The organism is Pseudomonas halotolerans (genome assembly GCF_039581215.1).
GTDB classification, from domain to species: domain Bacteria; phylum Pseudomonadota; class Gammaproteobacteria; order Pseudomonadales; family Pseudomonadaceae; genus Aquipseudomonas; species Aquipseudomonas tehranensis.
On record NZ_JBCNTJ010000010.1, the window covers coordinates 22,432 to 40,270 of the forward strand.

The window sequence follows — 17,839 nt, forward strand, 5'->3', positions numbered from 1 at the left end:
ATCAATAGCCTGATAAATCCAGTCCGTGGTGCATCAATCCCTGGCTTCCAGCCGATGCTTTACAAACCAGCGATAAGCATCGCCCAGCCCTTCCTCCAGATCTATTGTCGCCTGCCAGCCCAGCGCGCGAAGTCGCGATACATCCATTAACTTGCGTGGGGAACCATCAGGTTTGCTTGCGTCAAAAGACAGCTTCCCCGTAAAACCGGTGACCTTGGCGATGGCCTGAGCAAGCTCGCGGATTGTACAGTCTTTACCAGTCCCGACGTTGATATGCGACAGCATCGGTTGGGTGTTGGCTTGGTAGGTAGCACCATCAAGCTCCATCACATGGACGCTAGCCGCAGCCATGTCATCGACATGCAGGAACTCACGCATCGGATTACCACTGCCCCAGATAACCACTTCGGCCTGATCGGCCTGCACGGCCTCATGAAAGCGGCGAAGCAATGCCGGAATCACATGGCTGTTTTGTGGATGATAATTATCATGGGGCCCGTAAAGATTGGTCGGCATGACACTGCGATAGTCGCGACCATGTTGGCGATTATAGCTCTCACACAACTTGATGCCGGCAATCTTGGCGATCGCGTAAGGCTCGTTGGTCGGCTCCAGAATCCCCGTCAACAACGCGTCTTCCTTCATAGGCTGAATCGCATGCTTGGGGTAGATGCAGGAAGATCCAAGAAACAACAATCGCTGAACGTCCGACGCGTGAGCCGCCTGAATCACATTCGCCTGGATCATCAAGTTGTCGTAAATGAAGTCAGCCGGGAACGTATTGTTAGCGTGAATCCCTCCCACTTTCGCCGCCGCCAGATACACCTGATCAATTCGGTGCTCGGCGAAGTAGGCGCGTACCGCCCGCTGGTCCAGCAGGTCCAGTTCGTCCCGCCCGGCACAAAGAATGGAACGATAACCCAGGGCCTGGAGACGACGCACGATGGCCGAGCCGACCATACCTCGATGGCCGGCAACGAAAATGTTCTGGTTCAATTCGCGGGACATCATCAGTTCTCCAAGGCGACCGGAACTTCGTGGCCATGTTGTTTGAGCAAGGCATGACGCTGAGCGGCCTTGAGGTCTTCACGGACCATTTCGGAACACATCTCCTGCACAGTGATTTCCGGCACCCAACCAAGGTTCTTTTTGGCTTTGCTCGGATCCCCCAACAAGGTTTCAACTTCGGCAGGCCGGAAATAACGCGGGTCGACACGTACAACTACGTCCCCGACATTCAACGCCGGTGCCAACTCACCGTCAATGCGCTCAATCACAGCGCGTTCTTCTACGCCCTCACCTTCAAAGCGCAAAGTAATCCCCAGCTCAGCGGCGGACCAGCGCACAAACTCACGTACCGAGTATTGAACACCGGTGGCGATCACATAATCTTCCGGTTCGTTCTGTTGCAGCATCATCCACTGCATGCGAACGTAGTCCTTGGCATGCCCCCAATCGCGCAATGCGTCCATATTGCCCAAGAACAAACACTGTTCCAGCCCTTGGGAAATATTCGCCAGAGCACGGGTAATCTTGCGAGTCACGAAGGTCTCACCACGGCGTGGGGACTCATGGTTGAACAAGATGCCGTTGCAGGCATACATCCCATAGGCTTCGCGGTAGTTCACTGTGATCCAATAGGCATACAGCTTTGCCACAGCATAAGGGGAGCGCGGGTAGAAAGGAGTTGTTTCCTTTTGCGGAATTTCCTGTACCAACCCATACAGTTCAGAAGTCGATGCTTGATAAAAACGGGTTTTTTTCTCCAGTCCCAACAAGCGAATAGCTTCCAGAATTCGCAAGGTACCCATCGCATCGACATCAGCGGTGTATTCAGGAGACTCGAAACTCACGGCGACATGAGACTGGGCCCCCAGGTTGTAGACCTCATCCGGCTGAACCTCCTGGATGATTCGGGTGAGGTTCGAGGAATCACTCAGGTCGCCGTAATGGAGGACAAAATTGCGGTTATCAACATGTGGATCCTGGTAGATATGATCGACACGTTGAGTGTTGAAGGATGAGGCACGACGTTTTATGCCGTGGACTTCGTAGCCCTTCTCGAGTAGCAGTTCAGCCAAATAAGAACCATCCTGACCTGTAACCCCGGTAATTAAAGCTCTTTTCATGCTCCTACTCTCCCAGTCATTTTTAAGTTCTAGCTACGACAGACAAATCTGTCTTACCGTGCGAAGGAGGCAATATCACCTCTCTTCTGAAATAAGGTATAAACCGCTTGAAATACCAATAAAAAGCCAAGGGGAAAACCAAAAAATCCATCAAATTAAACAAATAAAATATATCAAATACAGCGCGAAACAGATACAAAAACAGCACCACCATTAACAGATAATGCCTATCAAGCATTAACCTGACAAACGAAACACCGACAATAAAAACAAAGAAAAATATTGAAACACCAAAAAAAGAATGCAACCTTAAAAAAGCACTATGAGGATTACCTCCAAAGGCTTCGACCATCGGCACGTTTGTTAGATCCACCCCACCCAAAAAACCAGTCAGATCCAAATGCGAAAAATAATCCTGAGCAATGTAATATCTATCGCTTTCCAAACCCGCAGCCAAATTTGTACGAGACTGCACAAGATCATAAAAATACTCCCACCCAAAAACCAAAACAACCAAACTCACAATGCCCATCACACAAACCGCAAGAACACTCCTTCGCCACAAGACACATAGCAAAAGCACAAAAGAGACAAAAATCCCATTACGACTATACAAAGGAATACTTATAAAAAACACCAAAAAGAACAATGTCACAGATATTGGCTTACCTGCATACTCCCTAGAAAAAATGTACCCACTTGCGAGCGCCAGCAATATTCCAGAATATACATTCCGGCTTGACCCGGTAAGAACCCTGTTAAATTCCGCCGCTCCATACCCCTCTACCAAAATCAGCCAAAGTGTAACAATCAAAAACAAAAAGAAGGGAAGCTCAAAAAACACCCATGTCTTCCGAAACTCCACTGCATACCAGGCAACACCAAGCCCCGAAACAAAAACAAAAACCGTGAAGACACTTCTATACTCAGACCAACCATAGTTAAATAATGAAAAAACAAACAAACTAAAAAACAAAAGCACTATACTAAAAAAAGATAAGTCACTTCGCTCTCGAGAAACCGAAAGCATAACAGCGAACACTAAAACTCCAGCGGCCACTGCCCCCGTACGATAGCCAATCTCTCCATAGTAAAAAGCCAGCGCAGAAAAAATAACATACATACACGCACAAAAAAATGCGCTACCTCGAAGGACGGCGGCCACTCAAATCTCCTTTACGAAATGAATTCCAATCATCATTCCAATTCAGCCCAACCCAAAATTTTGGCAGACGGAGACAACTTACTTGCCGCCAATATTTCCACATCGTATTTTTTTAGTTCGTGCTTTAGCGCTCTGATAACCGACACTACACCCACACCATTTTCGCCAACTGCGGTTCTATGTAACTCCAAACCGCACTCATCTAAACTTAACGGTTGCGGTATGGGCTTATCATTGAAAATTATGTCCGAAGCGTCACGCCCGTAAAAGTGCGGCCCCTGAAAATCCAGACCGTGAATGATTATTTTTTTAAACCCCATCATTTTGGCCAAAACAGCCAAGCCAACCACACTGGATACCGCCTGAGGCAAACCTTGGGTTTCTGCACACATTTGTGTCACGACGGGAGCAACTCCCTTACTGCCAAAAATTCTGAAATGTTTATCTCTCATAAAGTACGCTTTGTCCGAATACAGCATACCGACAAGACGCACTGAGTTTTTCAATTCAGACAAATTCTTAAAGATGACCTTTGAACTCGTGAAAACATTAAACTTCTCCATAGCAAAATATGTCTGATAGGTATTCACAAAAAAACGTAAATCCTTAACCGACGCGTTTTCAATGAAATGCAAATCAGGATCATTACACTTCAAAAAAGAAAAATTAAAACCTATAACAAATGACTTTGTACGATCAATATTTTCATAGGAATGATTCAGACTCCAACCTGATGCAAGAATATGACACTCAAGCGAAGAATCGAACCCATCAATAGAAGCAACAAACTCCTGCATCCCCAGTCGCTTTAGCTTTGAAGCGCGCAACCACTGTACAACGGACTCGAACCGAAGTATCAATCGTGTACACAGAAGCTGAAGCGCCAGAGGCAAATTACCGAGAGCCACCCTGACATTTTTTTTACTTAACATAAAAATCATTCATTTTGACAGGGGTATTTTTATCAATATCGCGAGTCGTCAGACTACCGACTACACTGCCCATCAGTTTTGGATGCAAGCCAAATCCTGGCCTCACGCTCCTAACCGAATCAGCAGTGATGACTTCACCTGCTTTCAAATTTTTCACAAAATACAATGATCGCCGAAATTGCACATTCCCTTGCTCACTAGACTTCCGACCATAGTCAACCTTACCCAACGCAGCCCATGCAGTCTTACTGTCCCGGCACAAGGCTACCAGCTCCGCAGGCTCAAGTGAGAAACTGTCATCGGGGCCACCACCACTCCGATCAAGAGTAAAGTGTTTTTCAATAATTGAAGCGCCCAGTGCAACACTGGTTATTGCAGTAGTATTATCCAATGTATGATCGGACAGGCCGGTCACCAGACCATGACGCTGGATCATATCGGGTATTGTGCGCAGATTGTAATCATGTGCGGGGGCAGGATAACCACTTACACAGTGAAGAATGGCTAGTTCTTTACAGCCCCCCTCACGAGCAGCCTCAATGGCTTCCGCTATCTCCTCAGCATCAGCCATTCCGGTGGAAATAATCATGGGCTTGCCGGTACTGGCCACATATTTTATGAGAGGTAAATCAATAGCCTCAAATGACGCAATTTTATAGGCCGGAGCATTTAACCCTTCCAGCAGATCGACCGCTGTATTATCGAAGGGCGAACTGAAAATCGTAATATTTAATTCACGCGCATAATCAAAAAGCGGTGCATGCCATTCCCAGGGCATGTGAGCTTCTTGATATAGCTCATAAAGTGTCCGTCCATCCCATAGCCCGCCGCTTATCTTAAAATCCGGAGAGTCGCAGTCTAGAGTAATGGTATCTGCAGTATAGGTTTGCAACTTTATCGCGTCGGCACCGGATTTCTTGGCCTCCTCTATGATTCTTTTCGCGGTTTCGAAGTTACCATTATGATTGGCAGATAATTCGGCTATAATATACGGCGATTCATCGACACCAATCTTTCGGCCTGCAATAGTAATACTAGGACTTGGCATATTATTGACCCCTACCTTCTGGCTGCCATTCATTGCTCAATAAACCAAAGCAGATGACCGCATGATAATTTTCACCATCGTAGTGCTGATCGCGCAGAGTACCCTCCTGCTGAAACCCCAAACCATGATGAAATTGAATTGACCGCTCATTGAAAGCGAGAGACTGACCGCAAACCTTATGCAGATTGAGGTTATTAAAAGCATATTCCAGAGCTGCTTTCCCCAACCGGCGACCCGTACCTTTAACAGCGTCCGGCGCAATGTAAAATCCCCAGTCCGCCACTCGACCCGAACTTATTTCCGTAATATTCACAAAGCCCTGAGGTTTTTCGTTTATCTCAAAAACCAGTAGGTGTTTGCGTGAATCTTGAGAGCTCCGCTCAAACCACGCGCGATGTTCTTCCATTGAAATTTCATGTTGGGTGTACATATAACGACGAATGTCGGGATGGTTGCGCCAGGCAAGGACGATGTTCAGATCATCCGCTGTCATTTTTCGTATCAAGAAATGCGCTGCCTGCAAATTATCCATTCATATCACTCATTTTCTTGATAACTTTCTGAACGCCCAAGCCATCGCAGATTCTACGTGCGCTCTCGCTCAGTTCTGACAATTTACTCTCGTTCGCCAAGACACGTATGGCTGTTGGTAGTTGCATGGGAATATTTTTAACCTGCTCAATCAATTCCACACTTCCAGAACTTAACAGTGCCTCAGCAGCTGATTTTTGATTGTCCGCCAATACCACCATTATTGTGGGGACTCCCAGACAGCATCGCTCCCAAGAGGTGCTTCCGGCAGCCCCAATAACGACGTCCGCCGAGACCATTCGCTCGGCCATGTCGGTAATATTAACCAACACCTCGGTAGGCCATGGCATATTTGCGGCAGCACCAGCAACTTCCGCCAAGTTAGGTGCATTGAGCCCCATCACAACGCTAATTCGGCAGCTCGCTGGCAAAGAACACGCTTTCAAGGCATCCAACGACACTCCAGTTGCATTCGCCTGGTCAACGCCTCCCATCGTAATTAAAATATGTTGAAGCTCTGGGGAGTGTCGTCGTTCCAAACTTTGCTTACGGAGTTCAGCGAATTCGGGCCGCAGGAGCGCGTATTGCGGCCCCACCATCAACCGGCAGTCACTGGGCACCAATGTCGTATAGTCACGCTCCGTGTGCCCCAGATTCTGGTCAAGCAATAAATCGCAGATATGCGTGCGATCAGCAAGATCGTCAATCACCAAAAGATGGTGGACAAACGCTTGGAGCGACGTTTCCCATTGCACATCCAAGGCGTAATGATCGACGACTAGCCAATCCGGTTTTAGGTCTTCAAGAATCTTTTGGCAGGCTTCCGCATCTTGTAATTGAGTGGCACCTAGCCAATGAGCATGTCGCGGCTCAACAGATGGTCGAACTGGCCCGCCCGAGGAAACAGTGCTGTCAAGCGTGCTCAAACGATGGATATTGAACCCCTTGCTACGAATCAAATCCAACAAGTGTCCTGGATGCTCACGGCAAATGAAGTGGCACTCAGCCCCCTCAACCCGAAGAGCCTCAGCCAACGTCAGGCAACGTATGACGTGTCCGCTACCTATTTGCAGCGAGGCGTCCGCCCGGAAAACCACGGTGATCTTGTTCACCATGCTGTCCAGCCACCGTCCACTACCACGTTAGTACCGTTTACAAAAGACGCCGCCGAGGAGGCAAGAAAGAGTATCGGCCCCATTATTTCTCTGGCTTGGCCGATACGCCCCATAGGGACTTTTTGTGCAAGTTTGGCAATAAACTCCGGAGCGGCCAGCTGTACCTGGATCGACGGGAATGGACCAGGGGAAATCGAATTGATACGGATACCCTCCTTGCCAAACTCACATGCTGCGTATTTGCTCCAGTGGATTATTGCGGCCTTGGCCGCCCCGTAAAAGGGAGGATTGGTTCCAGCAGCAGTGTCATAGATTCGAGCATCCGGGCTGACCATTCCATACATCGACCCAACATTGATGACCGATGCTTCGCCTGCCGCGCAAACAGCTCGCCGCATCGCCGGCAAGGCGCATTTTAAAACGTTATGAGCAGCCACCAACGATACTTCATAAGCATCGAGATAATTCTCACCGCTGCTAGTTTCCACCGTCCCACCGCCCCCTGCGTAGGCATTATTGATCAATACATGCAGTTCACGTGGGGCAAATCCTTCCATGAATTCCCGTACCTGTGTTTCGTCGCCCACATCGAATACGGCCAGCTCAGCGGAGAAGCCTTGGCTCGACAACGCCTCAACTAATAACGTACCACGCTCAAAGGAGCGGGAATTGACCAATACATGCGCACCTGCAGCAGCTAAAGCATTGCTCATCGCAGTGCCTAAGTACCCCGTCGCGCCAGTTATCAACACGGTTTTGCCAGCCAATGAAAACAGCTCGATTCCTTTGCTCACTCTTACCCCCTCAACCAACATGCCGGGTTCAATGCCTGCTCCGTCAACAGAGGGCGGGAGGCCAACAGCGCTGATATTTGCTCAAGTTCTAGCGGCGGTTGGCAGAACAGCTCCAGGTTTTCCAATAGCTGTTCGGTATTCTCCATTCCCACGGCAATCCCATCGACCCAAGCCAATGCACGCAAGTAGGCGAAACAAAGATCCACGATACTGTTGCGCCCCAAAGTCGAGACCTGATTCTCCAACCACTCACGCACCATTGCCGAATCATCCACATGAGCAGAGCGCCAAGTAGCCTCATTGTCATTTACCAATAGCCCCTGCAACAAGGCGCTGCGCACATGGACGACGAGCGACCGGCCTTGCTTGGCTTCCTCAATGAGCGGTATCGAGTCGTCCCAACGCCAGTCCAGAAGGTTGTATGGCAGTTGGATATGGCTGACCAGCGGCTCTACCAAAGCTCGGTGCAGCTCGGCCGGGCTCTGTACAGAAACACCTAATGCCGCGATGACGCCATGCTGCCGTAACTCGGTGAGTCTTTCCCAAGCCGCCCCTTGCCATTGAACAAGCTGGGCAGCACGGTGCAGCATGACTACATCCAGCGTCTTCGTTTCCAAGTGGTGACATGACTCGAAAATACTGGCATCTACAGCCGCTCGCACCCACAAGGGATCAGCATCGTCGGGACAGTCGGCCAAAGGGCTGAGTTTGGTAATGACAGTGGCCCGCCCTTCCCACCCGCCCTTGAAAGCAGCCCCCACAACGGCCTCGCTAGCACCATAGGCCCGCGCGGTATCGATATACTTGACGCCGTTGGTCACAGCACTACGAAGCATTTCACACGCCTGGACGAGATCGGGGCGACCGAATTTATTACTCACTCCGTAATCCAGCCCTAGCTGCACGGTACCAAATACCAGCTTGTCAGGCGTTTGAACTACGATCGGCCGGTTCGGTGCGGCCTCCAGCCTTTGCATCAACTCTTCGCAGGATACATTCACAGCGTCTGTAACCGAGCTGAATATCTTTTGGACCAGCAGATAATCGTCGAGGTTGTCGACGGTGCAACGAAACAATCCCAGTCTACGAGATTTATAACGCTCAAAGTAACAACGACCAAAGCGTCTAATGATTAACGGTGTTACGTGCTCAGTATCAAAAGCATCAACAGCATCGTCCAACGCCCAGCGCAGATGCCCGAGACGCGTAACTTCGGCGCTGACTCCGTAGGGCAAACCGGACTCTATTCCATTGCAACAGAGATATTCGTACTCGCCCTGAACGAAGGTCTCTTCGATTTCATCCAGCAAGCGTCCATCCGGAAAAACATTGTCTGCGGTCAACCGAAAAACAATGGTCTTATCAGGATACGCGTCCAACGCTCGGACTATACGTTCCAGGGGGCTTTCCAGGCTTCCCCGAAAGCAACGTAAGCCATGAGCCTTGAGCACGTCAGCGAGCGCATCATCACTAGCCAAGCAGGAAGTTGCAACGATCACTTCCCGCCCGGTGTTAGCCGCACGTTTCGCCGCCAGTACCGCCAGCGGAATTCCATTGACAGGCAATAGCACTTTGCCAGGGAGGCGAGATGAGGTAGTCCTCGCCTGCAATACTGCAATGCTTGTCATGAAACAGCCTTTCGCAACGATGCAACTACCTGATCCTGCTGCTCATCGCTCATGGTCTGGAACAGCGGGATGCTGATGGCTTCACGGTAGTAATCTTGCGCTGCCGGAAAGTCTTCCGGCTTGAAGCCCATCTGTGTGTAGTAAGGCTGCGTGTGAACAGGAATGTAGTGCAAGTTCACACCGATCCCTTGCTCACGCAGCGATTCGAAGACCTGCCGGTGAGTCTTGCTGATTTTATCCAACTGCAAACGAATCACATAAAGATGCAGACCTGAGTAGCTGTCGGCGTGTTGCCAAGGGATAGTGACTGGCAATGCCGCCAACAGATCGTTGTAACGCGCAGCCAATTGATGGCGGCGGGCAACATATTGGTCCAGACGCTCCATCTGACTAACGCCCAAGGCAGCTTGCAGTTCAGTCATTCGGTAGTTGAAGCCCAGATCAATCTGCTGGTAATACCAAGGCCCATCCGACTCATGAGTCATCTGTTGCGCATCGCGGGTAATGCCGTGGCTACGCAGCAGAGCCATTTTATTGGCTAGCTCGGCGTCGTTGGTCAAAACCATGCCACCTTCAGCGGTGGTGATGATCTTTACCGGGTGGAAACTGAATACCGTAATGTCGCTGTACTTTCCGCTCCCGATATATTCGCCTTGGTATTTGCCGCCGATGGCGTGGGAGGCATCCTCGATGACTTTGAACCCATAGCGCTGGGCCAACCCGTGAATCGCCTGCATGTCGCAGGGCTGACCGCAGAGATGGACCACCACGACGACTTTGGGCAACGCATTTGCTCGTTCGGCCTGCTCCAGCTTGCGCTCCAGCGCCAGGGGGCAAAGATTGTAGGTACGTGGATCTATATCCACGAAATCAACCTGCGCTCCGCAGTACAATCCGCAGTTGGCAGAAGCCACGAAGGTAATGGGGCTTGTCCACAAACGGTCACCTGGGCCGAGACCCAGTGCAAGACAAGCGATATGCAGCGCGGACGTCGCGCTGTTCACCGCCAGCGCATGTCTGGCACCCACATGCTGAGCAACCTGCTGTTCGAAGCGAGGCACCATAGGGCCCTGGGTGAGGAAGTCGGATTGCAACACCCCAATCACCGCATCGATGTCAGCTTGGGTTATGTCCTGGCGACCGTAGGGGATCATGTATCAGATACTCCCGATTTTGGCTTCGTTGAGGGTGATCCAGCTTTTCAGATCTTCGTCGCTCATCCACTCAGTATTGTTGTCACTGGCGTAAACGAAACCTTCAGCAACCTTTTTGCCGTCTTTAATGCGCTTGGGGCAGGTTGCCCATTCGTTGATAACCGGCAGAATCTTAAAGTGCTCGGGGTACTCGTACGTATAGTAGGAGTCTTCGGCGCTGATCATCTGCTCATGCAGTTTTTCGCCTGGGCGGATGCCAACGATCTTTTGGGTAGCTTCAGGTGCAACGACACGAGCGAGATCCGTCACTTTCATCGATGGGATCTTCTTCACGTAGATCTCGCCACCTTCCATGTCTTCGAAGGCATGCCAAACCAGCTCAACGCCCTCTTCCAGAGAGATCATGAAACGGGTCATGCGCTCGTCGGTGATTGGTAATTCACCTTTGTCCTTGATCGACATGAAGAACGGGATGACTGAGCCGCGCGATCCCATTACGTTGCCATAACGCACTACTGCCATGCGGGTTTCATGACCGCCGGCGTAGGAGTTACCGGCAACAAACAGCTTGTCGGACGCCAACTTGGTGGCGCCGTACAGGTTGATCGGGCTGCTGGCCTTGTCAGTGGACAATGCGACAACGCGCTTGATGCCTTTGTCGATGCAGGCATCGATCAGGTTCATGGCACCATTGATATTGGTCTTGATGCATTCGAAGGGATTGTATTCCGCAGTCGGCACGATTTTGGTTGCCGCTGCGTGAACGACATAATCAACACCGTCGAGGGCCCGGTACAAGCGTTCCTTGTCGCGGACGTCGCCGATGAAGAATCGAACGCGGGAATCACCCTCGAATTTCTTCGCCATGTCCCACTGCTTCATTTCATCTCGGGAAAAGATGATGATCTTTTTCGGGTTGTATTTGGCCAGGGTCATTGGCACAAACGTATTACCAAAAGAGCCGGTACCGCCGGTGATGAGAATGGTTTTATTGGTGAACATTGACACGTCCCTTGGTTGCTTCCTGCACAGAGTCAGGATTGGAATAAACGGTAAGGTGCTGGGGTGAGGCGAAAAAAGCTCCACGTTTTCCAGCACAAAACGACAAAAAAGCTGACGCACAGCCCCAGCGGTACTGCAAGAACAGGCCAGGCTTGCGCAAAAATCCAGGTCGCCAGAATAAAAATGATCAAACTGGCTATATGGCTATGAATGATCGGCTTGTCACGACCTTGGGCATACAATCCAAAGTGGGGAATCATGCTAACAGCGTAGAAAACCGTCGCAAGAAGGATCCAGACGAAAAGCCCCCGCTGGTCACTGTAAAGCGGCTTGCCTAGCCAGGCCAACAATGGGCCTATTGCCACCAGTGCGACTACTGAAAAAATGCCGCAAAGACCAACGGTCTGCAGCAACAATTTGCGTATACCTTGATGAAAACCGACTGGATCACGCCGCTGGTAGGCGCTGATCAACCCTGGATAAATAAATGCGAATACACCTGCATCCAGAAATGACATCAGGGCCATACAGACCCCCATGAACAAGACATAAGCACCCAACGCGTCCAATCCCGCCAACGCCTGGAACCAGTAACGGTCCAGAGTGAAGCTTCCCCGAATGGCCAAGGTCGCAATCAGCAAGGCGGACGCGACCTTTAGTCCTTTGATGATCCAACTCCAGTCAACATCCTGCCGCCACCCCGATAACCCCATACGCTTTACGCGGTATATACCCAGCAAAAGGGCTGTCATGGACCCGAGTGTCCAGGCGCCGAATACCATATCCAGATTTCGCGTATCAGGTTCGACGAACATCAATCCCGTGATCAGGACGGCCCAGACCCCCGAACGAAAAAACAATACCAGGCTCGCAAAGAGTTGATCCGAAACCGCGATCAACAAGCGGCCCAACTCCTGAGTCAGATGCTCAAGTATCAGTAAGGCGAAGAACCAGCCGACAACCTTCATCGGGAGCATGCCTTTGATAAAAACAAGGCTCAGTAACGGTAAAAAAATGACGTAGAGCAGCAAGGTCAGCGCCCCTTGGGCCTTGAGTAGCGCACCCCACTCGTGACGCTCGCGCTTGAGCAGTTCACGAGTGCTATAGGTATAGAAATCGAACCCGAGAAAATACAGCGAATAACCGACAGTCGCAGCCAACAGACCATAGATGCCTAGCTCTGCCGGCTCAAGAAAACGGGCAAGAAAGAAAATCAGCAAAAACTTGCTGACAAGCGTCAAACCACGAATTGCAATATTGGAAAGCTGTAAAAAATTTCGAGCTAGCATTAAGTTGGTCTATTCATGTTCATACCTGACAGCGGCCGCATAAAAGCGCTTTTTCATCCATGTATTGGGTCTTTGACACGTACCGCTCAGGATTTCGTCGTTGCCTTCCTGAGAGCGCAATCACTCAACTGTCCGCCGTACCCGCATGATTCCTTGACTAGGCGGAAGTAATATTTTCCATCGGCACGCTGATGTGCCGTTGGCGTCTCAACATATCAATCAGCAAAATGACTCCGCCTTCACGCACTCGTAGGCTTTCCGGCCTAGGTTGTATTGCGCACGCTCATCTTGGCGAGGCTTGCACTGCACGAGAGACCAGTGTCGACTCAGGGTCAGCGCCCGCGTGGTCATCGTGATCTAGCCTGCATTTCTCTTCTTCTTTCAAACCCGGTGATCACCCACTCCACTCAATCCAGCCTGACTCGGTGAGGACGGTCACAACCTCTCACGCTGCTCTATGCGTTGACCGAATTGTCCTTGAGCCACCAATCACACCGGAGGCACGCTCAGCCTGCCCGCATTATGCCTGCTCTCGAGCAAAATGGCTGTAAGGGGCATCCACGTACGCACCTAGCTGCCATGACCCTGATAGCCGGAGCCCCCATTTACACCGAGAAGTTTATCTTTTTTGCACAAGACATGACCGCCGAGGAGACCAAATACATCGCTAATCCGCAAAGTTTTCCTTGCACAGCAAAAGCCTGTCTGCACTGGGAAATACCCAAATTCAGACAAGCTCGATCCAAACCGAGCAGAGATCACTTGCTCTCGAAGATTATCGCTATCCAGCATGACTCATGCTGATGGAGTGCCATTCAAGCGCGATTGGCTGGCCTGCCTCGTTGCTTTTCAGGATTACGATTCAACACAAACCGGATCAAGGCGACAAACCCGCCCAATAGCAGCCCCGCCAAGAAACCCAACACCAAGATCAAGCCCTTTTTAGGTTTTATCGGATTCTCAGGCACCTCAACACTACCGTCCTGCCGATATACCGCAATACTTTCAGGGTCGATATTCAATTTACGATAGAAGTTGTATCTCATTTGCAATGATCGCAAATCTTTAATAAAGGCGTCGTCAGAAGACCTCGATTCCAACGCATCGATCTCAGCTGCCAACGCTTTACTCCCTCGTTGGTAGTCCATTTTATTACCCGTTTCTACAGTGATATCCACTGCGGCGGTAGAATTGATAGCCGGGGAAGTTAAGCCAATGGATTGAGCGATTTTCAATGCTTCACGCAACTGTTGGATCCGATCCTCGCGCACGCGCTGGGCATTCTCGCGCAAGCTGATAATCCTCTGCTCCAAGTTACGCGCCCTGACCGACGCTTCAGCCGTGACGTTCTTTACCAATTCCGACTCGGCAGCCTCATTGGCACGCTGGACATAGCTCTTTGCCCACTCCATGGTCTGAACAGGCTCAAAACCTTGAACGGTAATCGAAAAGCGATCAGGCGTACCTTTACCAGGCCCCTTTATTACAAGCTCTCGGGAAAAGCGCTCATATAAACCATCAAGCGTACCCTTCCGCTCTGCCTCACTCAGGGAAGGAAGGTAGACCTCATTAAAAAACTTCTGACGAAGAGACTCACCCTGAAGGTTCCGAGCAAATACATCGTAAACATACTTGATCGAATAAATATCTAGCTCTGTACTTTTCCCACGACCGTAATTCAACTCAGCAATATCATTCTGAGTAGGCGGCATGATAAAAAGCTTGGCTTCATAGACAGGCTTGCTGAGAAACGCATAAAAGCCCGCGCCAACAGTGACCAGAAGAGTGACACCCAGAATCAACCACTTCTGAGCCCAGAGAGCCCGGACCAGCTCGATCAGATCAATTTCATCATCACGACGCGCATCGATGTGATCATTTTGCATGGGAAACCTCGTTTAACATCACGCTTGCAGACACACTGAGCGGATTAGAGGGCAAAACGAGCAATACCGCGTCGGATACAGTGGCAGACTGAGTTAGATTAAATACGAACAAAACGCACCCAAAAGTCAGAAAAATTGTAGACAGTGATCCTTACCAAGACTGCTGGGCCACACATCCATTTATTTCAATCGCCTACGCGCTCCCACGAACCACGCGAGCAACGGGCCAACCATCATACCAGCGAGAAGTGACACTAGCACGCAAACTGAAACAGGAAGTTGCGGGGCCGACCAGCCCAGGAACAACAGCGCGACAGGCTGGGTATTTTCAAGCACGAACAGAACGATGGCTGCGGCCACAAGCAACACGAGCACGACAAGCGCAAAACGTTTAAAGCTGCGCATGAATTCCCCCTTGCATAAACGCCTCCTTACAGGTCATCCCCCTCCTCCTCATTGACGCGATCCCTGAGCTCCTTGCCCGGCTTGAAATGCGGAACAAATTTACCGTCCAGGCTTACGGATTGGCCGGTTTTGGGATTACGACCAACACGCGGAGCACGGTAATGGAGCGAGAAGCTGCCGAAGCCACGGATCTCGATGCGATCTCCGGTCGCCAGACACTGGGACATTTGCTCAAGCATGGTCTTGATGGCCAGCTCCACATCTTTGGATGAGAGTAGCCCTTGATGGGTGACAATTCGTTCGATCAACTCCGACTTCGTCATATTTTTCCCTTCTTTTTCAAGCAGCTAGGAAAATCGCTTGAAAAGGTTTTAGCATGACCGGAAGAATTTGAACAGCCCAAGTCTTGACATATCTTCACCCTGTCGTATTTGCCCCGTTTCTGCACAAGCCTTGCACTTGAGCGTATTCAACGACAAATGACCAACATCGTGCGGGTGAGGTAACCCGCCGGATTGAAGCCGAAAGGGTATTGATCTTCGTCTTTGGCATCATCGGAGCGGGTGATGACTTTGTACCCGGCGCCCTTGCACTCCTTCGCAGCGCGCTTGTGGCATTTTTCCCAGCCCGACCCCAAGCCGGAACAATCGACCTCGATACCACTGACGCCACGCATAGCATGGGTCTTGGCGCTTGTGGTGCAGCCAGACAATGCCAATACCGCTAATACCAGGATGAGCCTGTTCATTAATCTCCTTGAATTCAGCAACCGACTGGGTGATGTCTGACCTGGCGCTATCGCGAGCAGGCTCGGGAATCTTGGGCATCCGCAGTCTAGCCTTGAATAGGTGATTGATCTGCTTAAAGAAAGAGACAGTTAGGTTGCAGGATTGGTTTCACTGCCGAGCCAGACAAAGGAGCCAACTTACAAACAAGCCAGCTTTTACCGAATCACGCCCACAAAAAAGGGCGACCGAAGTCGCCCTTTTTCTATGGTCTGACAGAACTCAGTTCTGCTTTTCCATTTGTGCACGCAGCAGGTCGCCCAGAGTGGTAGGACCAGCAGCAATGTCAGTAGCTGGCTTGTCGCGCAGGCTCTGGATTGCTTCTTTCTCTTCAGCATCGTCTTTCGACTTGATGGAGAGCTGGATTACGCGGCTCTTGCGGTCAACGCTGATGATCTTGGCTTCTACTTCTTCGCCTTCTTTCAGAACGTTGCGCGCGTCTTCAACGCGGTCACGGCTGATTTCGGAGGCTTTCAGAGTCGCTTCGATATCGTCGGCCAGGGTGATGATGGCGCCTTTAGCGTCAACTTCTTTCACGATGCCCTTAACGATTGCGCCTTTGTCGTTCTCTTGAACGTACTCGGAGAACGGATCGCTTTCCAGTTGCTTGATACCCAGGGAAATGCGCTCGCGCTCTGGGTCAACCGACAGGATAACGGTGTCCAGCTCGTCGCCCTTCTTGAAGCGGCGTACGGCTTCTTCGCCCACTTCGTTCCAGGAGATGTCGGACAGGTGAACCAGGCCGTCGATGCCGCCGTCCAGACCAATGAAGATACCGAAATCGGTGATCGACTTGATGGTGCCGGAGATTTTATCGCCCTTGTTGAACTGGCCAGAGAAATCTTCCCATGGGTTGGATTTGCACTGCTTGATGCCGAGGGAGATACGACGACGCTCTTCGTCGATGTCCAGAACCATGACTTCCACTTCGTCGCCGACTTGTACGACTTTCGAAGGGTGGATGTTCTTGTTGGTCCAGTCCATTTCGGAAACGTGTACCAGACCTTCAACGCCTTCTTCCAGCTCAGCGAAGCAGCCGTAGTCGGTGAGGTTGGTAACACGAGCGGTGACGCGGGTGCTTTCTGGGTAACGGGCTTTGATAGCAACCCATGGATCTTCACCCAGTTGCTTGAGGCCCAGGGAAACACGATTGCGCTCGCGATCGTACTTCAGAACCTTGACATCGATCTCGTCGCCAACATTGACGATTTCCGAAGGATGCTTGATACGCTTCCAGGCCATGTCGGTGATGTGCAGCAGGCCATCGACGCCACCCAGATCGACGAATGCGCCGTAATCGGTGAGGTTTTTGACGATACCCTTGACCTGCTGGCCTTCCTGCAGCGATTCCAGCAGAGCTTCACGCTCGGCGGAGTTCTCGGCTTCCAGGACACTGCGACGGGAAACGACAACGTTGTTGCGCTTCTGGTCCAGCTTGATGACCTTGAATTCCAGCTCTTTACCTTCCAGGTGCGTGGTGTCGCGCACTGGACGAACGTCAACCAGGGAACCTGGCAGGAACGCACGGATGCCGTTAACGTCGACAGTGAAGCCGCCTTTAACCTTACCGTTGATAACGCCCTTGACCACTTCCTCAGCTGCGAAAGCCGCTTCGAGAACGATCCAGCATTCAGCGCGCTTGGCTTTTTCACGGGACAGCTTGGTTTCACCGAAGCCATCTTCAACCGAGTCCAGCGCAACGTGAACTTCGTCACCGACGTTGATGTTCAGTTCGCCAGCGTCGTTGTAGAACTGCTCAAGCGGGATGAGTGCTTCAGACTTCAGACCAGCGTGAACGGTTACCCAGCGAGCTTGGTAATCGATATCAACGATAACACCGGTGATGATGGAGCCTGCCTGAAGGTTCAGGGTTTTCAGGCTTTCTTCAAAGAGTTCCGCAAAGCTTTCGCTCATTTTAATTCCTGTTGATTAGGGCGAAGAATACGCCCGCCTCCACACCCCAGACGGTGTGGGTT

At 50.8% G+C, this 17,839-nt stretch carries 17 protein-coding genes; all 17 read right to left on the bottom strand.

Annotated features, from left to right (window positions below):
- Nucleotides 1-33 precede the first annotated feature (33 nt).
- Entirely contained in the window at nt 34-1,008 is a 975-nt protein-coding gene (gene fcl / locus AAIS01_RS15055) for a GDP-L-fucose synthase (protein ID WP_343469610.1), read from the bottom strand.
- Between the two features lie 2 nt (nt 1,009-1,010).
- Complete coding sequence (gmd, locus tag AAIS01_RS15060) at nt 1,011-2,129, bottom strand: GDP-mannose 4,6-dehydratase (protein WP_343469611.1); 1,119 nt, start codon at nt 2,127-2,129, stop codon at nt 1,011-1,013.
- A 22-nt stretch (nt 2,130-2,151) separates the two neighbouring features.
- Entirely contained in the window at nt 2,152-3,294 is a 1,143-nt protein-coding gene (locus AAIS01_RS15065) for a hypothetical protein (RefSeq protein WP_343469612.1), read from the bottom strand.
- 32 nt (nt 3,295-3,326) lie between these two features.
- Nucleotides 3,327-4,226: a hypothetical protein gene (locus AAIS01_RS15070; protein WP_343469613.1), complete on the bottom strand. Its 900-nt coding sequence runs from the start codon at nt 4,224-4,226 to the stop codon at nt 3,327-3,329.
- Complete coding sequence (pseI, locus tag AAIS01_RS15075; protein ID WP_343469702.1) at nt 4,216-5,274, bottom strand: pseudaminic acid synthase; 1,059 nt, start codon at nt 5,272-5,274, stop codon at nt 4,216-4,218. The genes AAIS01_RS15070 and pseI overlap by 11 nt, the downstream gene beginning before the upstream one ends.
- 1 nt (nt 5,275) lies before the next feature.
- On the bottom strand, nt 5,276-5,806 hold the full coding sequence (pseH, locus tag AAIS01_RS15080) for a UDP-4-amino-4,6-dideoxy-N-acetyl-beta-L-altrosamine N-acetyltransferase (RefSeq protein ID WP_343469614.1): 531 nt from the start codon (nt 5,804-5,806) through the stop codon (nt 5,276-5,278).
- Entirely contained in the window at nt 5,799-6,920 is a 1,122-nt protein-coding gene (gene pseG / locus AAIS01_RS15085; RefSeq protein WP_343469615.1) for a UDP-2,4-diacetamido-2,4,6-trideoxy-beta-L-altropyranose hydrolase, read from the bottom strand. Before pseG ends, pseH begins: the two co-directional genes overlap by 8 nt.
- Nucleotides 6,914-7,714 (bottom strand): SDR family NAD(P)-dependent oxidoreductase, encoded by an 801-nt coding sequence (locus AAIS01_RS15090; RefSeq protein ID WP_343469616.1) that lies wholly within the window; start codon nt 7,712-7,714, stop codon nt 6,914-6,916. The genes pseG and AAIS01_RS15090 overlap by 7 nt, the downstream gene beginning before the upstream one ends.
- Before the next feature lie 2 nt (nt 7,715-7,716).
- Nucleotides 7,717-9,342 (bottom strand): aldo/keto reductase, encoded by a 1,626-nt coding sequence (locus AAIS01_RS15095; protein WP_343469617.1) that lies wholly within the window; start codon nt 9,340-9,342, stop codon nt 7,717-7,719.
- Nucleotides 9,339-10,496: a UDP-4-amino-4,6-dideoxy-N-acetyl-beta-L-altrosamine transaminase gene (gene pseC, locus AAIS01_RS15100; protein ID WP_343469618.1), complete on the bottom strand. Its 1,158-nt coding sequence runs from the start codon at nt 10,494-10,496 to the stop codon at nt 9,339-9,341. Before pseC ends, AAIS01_RS15095 begins: the two co-directional genes overlap by 4 nt.
- Before the next feature lie 3 nt (nt 10,497-10,499).
- A complete protein-coding gene (gene pseB / locus AAIS01_RS15105) occupies nt 10,500-11,498 on the bottom strand; it encodes a UDP-N-acetylglucosamine 4,6-dehydratase (inverting) (protein ID WP_092222902.1) in 999 nt (332 codons plus the stop codon).
- A 32-nt stretch (nt 11,499-11,530) separates the two neighbouring features.
- Nucleotides 11,531-12,787 (bottom strand): lipopolysaccharide biosynthesis protein, encoded by a 1,257-nt coding sequence (locus tag AAIS01_RS15110; RefSeq protein ID WP_343469619.1) that lies wholly within the window; start codon nt 12,785-12,787, stop codon nt 11,531-11,533.
- 815 nt (nt 12,788-13,602) lie between these two features.
- Nucleotides 13,603-14,673 carry an LPS O-antigen chain length determinant protein WzzB gene (locus AAIS01_RS15115; RefSeq protein ID WP_343469620.1) on the bottom strand — a complete coding sequence of 357 codons (1,071 nt, stop codon included), beginning with the start codon at nt 14,671-14,673 and terminating at the stop codon, nt 13,603-13,605.
- 180 nt (nt 14,674-14,853) lie between these two features.
- The gene (locus AAIS01_RS15120) at nt 14,854-15,078 is read right to left on the bottom strand and encodes a LapA family protein (RefSeq protein WP_343469621.1); all 225 of its coding nucleotides are present in this window, start codon (nt 15,076-15,078) and stop codon (nt 14,854-14,856) included.
- A gap of 26 nt (nt 15,079-15,104) precedes the next feature.
- Complete coding sequence (ihfB, locus tag AAIS01_RS15125) at nt 15,105-15,401, bottom strand: integration host factor subunit beta (protein WP_047226313.1); 297 nt, start codon at nt 15,399-15,401, stop codon at nt 15,105-15,107.
- Nucleotides 15,402-15,547: 146 nt separating this feature from the next.
- On the bottom strand, nt 15,548-15,826 hold the full coding sequence (locus AAIS01_RS15130; RefSeq protein WP_343469622.1) for a hypothetical protein: 279 nt from the start codon (nt 15,824-15,826) through the stop codon (nt 15,548-15,550).
- Between the two features lie 259 nt (nt 15,827-16,085).
- A complete protein-coding gene (gene rpsA / locus AAIS01_RS15135; protein ID WP_215008676.1) occupies nt 16,086-17,777 on the bottom strand; it encodes a 30S ribosomal protein S1 in 1,692 nt (563 codons plus the stop codon).
- Nucleotides 17,778-17,839 lie beyond the last annotated feature (62 nt).

Bases quoted from the DNA above. Each gene is read 5' to 3' on its own strand.
- fcl (WP_343469610.1), bottom strand. From the start codon at position 1,008: ATGTCCCGCGAATTGAACCAGAACATTTTCGTTGCCGGCCATCGAGGT.
- gmd (WP_343469611.1), bottom strand. From the start codon at position 2,129: ATGAAAAGAGCTTTAATTACCGGGGTTACAGGTCAGGATGGTTCTTAT.
- AAIS01_RS15070 (WP_343469613.1), bottom strand. From the start codon at position 4,226: ATGTTAAGTAAAAAAAATGTCAGGGTGGCTCTCGGTAATTTGCCTCTG.
- pseI (WP_343469702.1), bottom strand. From the start codon at position 5,274: ATGCCAAGTCCTAGTATTACTATTGCAGGCCGAAAGATTGGTGTCGAT.
- pseH (WP_343469614.1), bottom strand. From the start codon at position 5,806: ATGGATAATTTGCAGGCAGCGCATTTCTTGATACGAAAAATGACAGCG.
- pseG (WP_343469615.1), bottom strand. From the start codon at position 6,920: ATGGTGAACAAGATCACCGTGGTTTTCCGGGCGGACGCCTCGCTGCAA.
- AAIS01_RS15095 (WP_343469617.1), bottom strand. From the start codon at position 9,342: ATGACAAGCATTGCAGTATTGCAGGCGAGGACTACCTCATCTCGCCTC.
- pseC (WP_343469618.1), bottom strand. From the start codon at position 10,496: ATGATCCCCTACGGTCGCCAGGACATAACCCAAGCTGACATCGATGCG.
- pseB (WP_092222902.1), bottom strand. From the start codon at position 11,498: ATGTTCACCAATAAAACCATTCTCATCACCGGCGGTACCGGCTCTTTT.
- AAIS01_RS15110 (WP_343469619.1), bottom strand. From the start codon at position 12,787: ATGCTAGCTCGAAATTTTTTACAGCTTTCCAATATTGCAATTCGTGGT.
- AAIS01_RS15115 (WP_343469620.1), bottom strand. From the start codon at position 14,673: ATGCAAAATGATCACATCGATGCGCGTCGTGATGATGAAATTGATCTG.
- AAIS01_RS15120 (WP_343469621.1), bottom strand. From the start codon at position 15,078: ATGCGCAGCTTTAAACGTTTTGCGCTTGTCGTGCTCGTGTTGCTTGTG.
- ihfB (WP_047226313.1), bottom strand. From the start codon at position 15,401: ATGACGAAGTCGGAGTTGATCGAACGAATTGTCACCCATCAAGGGCTA.
- AAIS01_RS15130 (WP_343469622.1), bottom strand. From the start codon at position 15,826: ATGAACAGGCTCATCCTGGTATTAGCGGTATTGGCATTGTCTGGCTGC.
- rpsA (WP_215008676.1), bottom strand. From the start codon at position 17,777: ATGAGCGAAAGCTTTGCGGAACTCTTTGAAGAAAGCCTGAAAACCCTG.